General features: G+C 60.2%; 2 protein-coding genes. Both read left to right on the top strand.

The genetic code is table 11. The features are described from left to right. Positions 1 to 48: 48 nt before the first annotated feature. Positions 49 to 1,818, top strand: coding sequence for an ATP-binding protein (locus H8S59_RS26590; RefSeq protein WP_187523342.1), 1,770 nt, complete (start codon positions 49 to 51; stop codon positions 1,816 to 1,818). Beyond that, positions 1,812 to 3,140 carry a sigma-54-dependent transcriptional regulator gene (locus tag H8S59_RS26585; protein WP_095096111.1) on the top strand — a complete coding sequence of 443 codons (1,329 nt, stop codon included), beginning with the start codon at positions 1,812 to 1,814 and terminating at the stop codon, positions 3,138 to 3,140. Before H8S59_RS26590 ends, H8S59_RS26585 begins: the two co-directional genes overlap by 7 nt. Positions 3,141 to 3,238: the final 98 nt, after the last annotated feature.

The following is a 3,238-nucleotide window of genomic DNA, read 5'->3' as shown; positions in this document are numbered from 1 at the left end:
GAGATGGCATTCCAAACCAGATAATGCGCAATCCTGGCTGCCCCGCTCATGCCCTCCACTTCCCGCTCCCTGCGTATCACGCTGTATGTCCTGCTTATCCTGGCGGGCGCTGCTGTTTCGGCGGGTCTGGCCATGCGTCAGGCGCAGCGCCACGGTGTGGAACAAGACGCTGCACGGGCACAGGAGCAGCTTTCGCTTTACGCCAATACTCTGCACACGCTGATTGAACGCTACCGGGCGCTGCCAGCAGTCCTGGCCCTTGACCCGGAATTGCGCGCAGCCCTGAATGGCCCGATCACTGCCGTGTCCCAGGATGCACTGAACCGCAAACTGGAGAAAATCAACGGTGCGGCGCAATCCTCGACCCTGGAATTGATGGATCGCAAAGGCCTGGCCATCGGTGCAAGCAACTGGCGGCTGCCGACCAGTTACGTCGGCCACAACTACGCCTTTCGCCCGTATTTCCAGCAAACCAAAGCCACAGGCGTTGGACGCTTTTACGCAGTCGGCGTGACCAGCGGCATCCCCGGCTATTTCCTGTCCCATGCAGTAACTGGCGATGCCGGGGAATTCATGGGTGCCATGGTGGTGAAGCTGGAGTTCCCCGACCTTGAGCACGAGTGGGCAAAGGGCGACGACCTGCTGCTGGTCAGTGACGCCAAGGGCATCGTCTTCATCGCCAGCCAGCCGCGCTGGCGTTATCGCGAATTGCTGCCCATCGCCGCGCAAGATCGCGCCGAGCTGTCCGCGACTCGCCAGTACGACAAACAACCGCTGTCCCCGCTACAGCGCACTGAGCTGCGCGAATTCAACAATCAAAGCCACCTGACTCGCGTGCAGGGTCCGGACGGCGAGGCTGATTACCTGTGGCAGTCCATGCCTTTGCCCGCCGAAGACTGGACCCTGCACCTGTTACGCAAACCGCAACTGGCCAGTGAGGACGCCCGAAACGCAGCGCTGGCAGCGGCGGGTACCTGGCTGACGCTGGTGTTTCTCGGCTTGTTTCTCTATCAACGCTGGCGTCTGGCGCGCCTGCGCGAACACAGTCGTGACGAGCTGGAACGTCAGGTGCAAGAACGCACCCGGGATCTGCGCACCGCTCAGGAAGGCCTGGTGCAATCGACCAAACTCGCCGCGCTGGGGCAGATGTCTGCGGCACTGGCCCACGAAATCAATCAGCCCCTCACCGCGCAAAGTATGCAACTGGCTACGCTGCGCCTGCTGCTGGATCACGGGCGTATTGACGACGCCTACAAGGCGCTGGAACCCCTGGACCAACAGTTGATTCGGATGAAGGCGCTGACCGGACATCTGAAAACCTTCGCCCGCAAAAGCCCCGGAGGCTTGCGCGAACGACTCGATCTGGCGGCGGTGGTTGATCAAGCCTTATTGCTGCTGGACTCGCGACTGCGCGACGAGCACGTTGAGTGTGTGCTGAATCTGACAAGACCGGCCTGGGTGCGCGGCGATGCCATTCGTTTAGAGCAGGTGCTGATCAATCTGCTGCGCAACGCACTGGATGCCATCCGCGACAAGCCCGTCAAACGCCTCGAAATCCGCATTCATCCGGAACAGACGCGCTGGCTTGTCAGCGTGGAGGACAGCGGCGGTGGTATTGCTGACGAGCATCTGGCGAACATCTTCGATCCATTTTTCACCACCAAACCTGTTGGCGATGGTTTGGGATTGGGGCTTGCGGTGTCTTATGCCATCGTCCACGAGTTGGGTGGACGCTTGAGCGCCGAAAACCAGAGCGATGGTGCGCGGTTCTGGTTCAGCTTGCCCAATGACTATCTGGAGCCTGACCCCGCATGTTGAACTCAGTGATTGTGGTCGACGACGAAGCCCCGATTCGCGAAGCCGTGGAGCAATGGCTAAGCCTGTCCAGCTTCAATGTTCAGGTCTACAGCCGCGCCGAAGACTGCCTGGCGAATTTGCCCGAGCATTTTCCCGGCGTGATCCTCAGCGATGTGCGTATGCCGGGCATGAACGGGATGGAGTTGTTAAGCCGGATACAGGCGATCGATGCCGATCTGCCGGTGATTCTGCTCACCGGCCACGGCGATGTACCTATGGCGGTGGATGCGATGCGGGAAGGTGCGTATGACTTTCTCGAAAAGCCCTTCAGCCCCGAAGTACTGCTGCGCAACCTGCGGCGCGCGCTGGAAAAACGCGAACTGATCCTGGAAAACCGCCGACTGCACGAACAGGCCGATACCCGGACTCAACTGGAGGCCACATTGCTGGGTGTTTCTCCCGGCCTGCAAACCTTGCGGCGACAGGTGCTGGACTTGTCGCAATTGCCGGTCAACGTGGTCATTCGCGGTGAAACCGGGAGCGGCAAGGAAATGGTTGCCCGTTGCCTGCATGACTTTGGCCCTCGAGCGCACAAGCCTTTTGTAGCGCTCAACTGTGCGGCGATTCCAGAGCAGTTATTTGAAGCCGAGCTGTTCGGCCATGAGAGCGGCGCGTTTACCGGCGCGCAAGGCAAACGCATCGGTAAGCTGGAATACGCGGACGGCGGCACGCTGTTTCTTGATGAAATCGAAAGCATGCCGCTGGCCCAGCAAGTCAAATTGCTGCGCGTACTGCAAGACAAGAAACTTGAGCGGCTGGGTTCAAACAAAGCCATTGACGTCGACCTGCGTATCGTCGCGGCGACCAAACCCGACCTGCTGGAAGAAGCCCGTGCCGGACGCTTTCGCGAAGACCTGGCTTATCGGCTGACGGTGGCCGAGTTGCGTTTACCGCCATTGCGCGAGCGCCGTGAAGACATTCCCCTGTTGTTCGCGCATTTCGCCAGTGCCGCTGCGCAGCGTCTGGGTCGCAGCGCGCCTGAACTCAGTGGCGCACAGTTGGGCCAGTTGCTGAGTCATGACTGGCCCGGCAACGTCCGCGAGCTGGCCAACGCGGCTGAACGGCAGATTCTCGGCCTGACGTCGCCGCCGACAGTGCAGACCGATCCAGGGCAATCCCTCGCGGCTCAACAGGAAGCCTTCGAAGCGCAATGCCTGCGTGCCGCGCTGGCCCGTCACAAAGGAGATATCAAGGCCGTACTCGAAGAACTGCAACTGCCACGCCGCACCTTGAATGAGAAGATGCAACGGCATGGATTGTTGCGCGAAATGTTTGTCGAGTAGATCTGCCGCCAGGGCATTACTGATCGATCTGAAAACACCGTCCCTGTAGGAGCTGCCGAAGGCTGCGAAGCATTTTTCCTGACACACCGCCATCGCAG

This window comes from Pseudomonas folii, assembly GCF_014357575.1.
GTDB lineage: Bacteria > Pseudomonadota > Gammaproteobacteria > Pseudomonadales > Pseudomonadaceae > Aquipseudomonas > Aquipseudomonas folii.
Note: the sequence above shows the minus strand (reverse complement) of the source record. Positions and strands in the feature narration are given on the sequence as shown.

What these genes read in the sequence shown, in the direction of transcription:
- H8S59_RS26590 (WP_187523342.1), top strand. Translation starts at nt 49, where the DNA reads ATGCCCTCCACTTCCCGCTCCCTGCGTATCACGCTGTATGTCCTGCTT.
- H8S59_RS26585 (WP_095096111.1), top strand. Translation starts at nt 1,812, where the DNA reads ATGTTGAACTCAGTGATTGTGGTCGACGACGAAGCCCCGATTCGCGAA.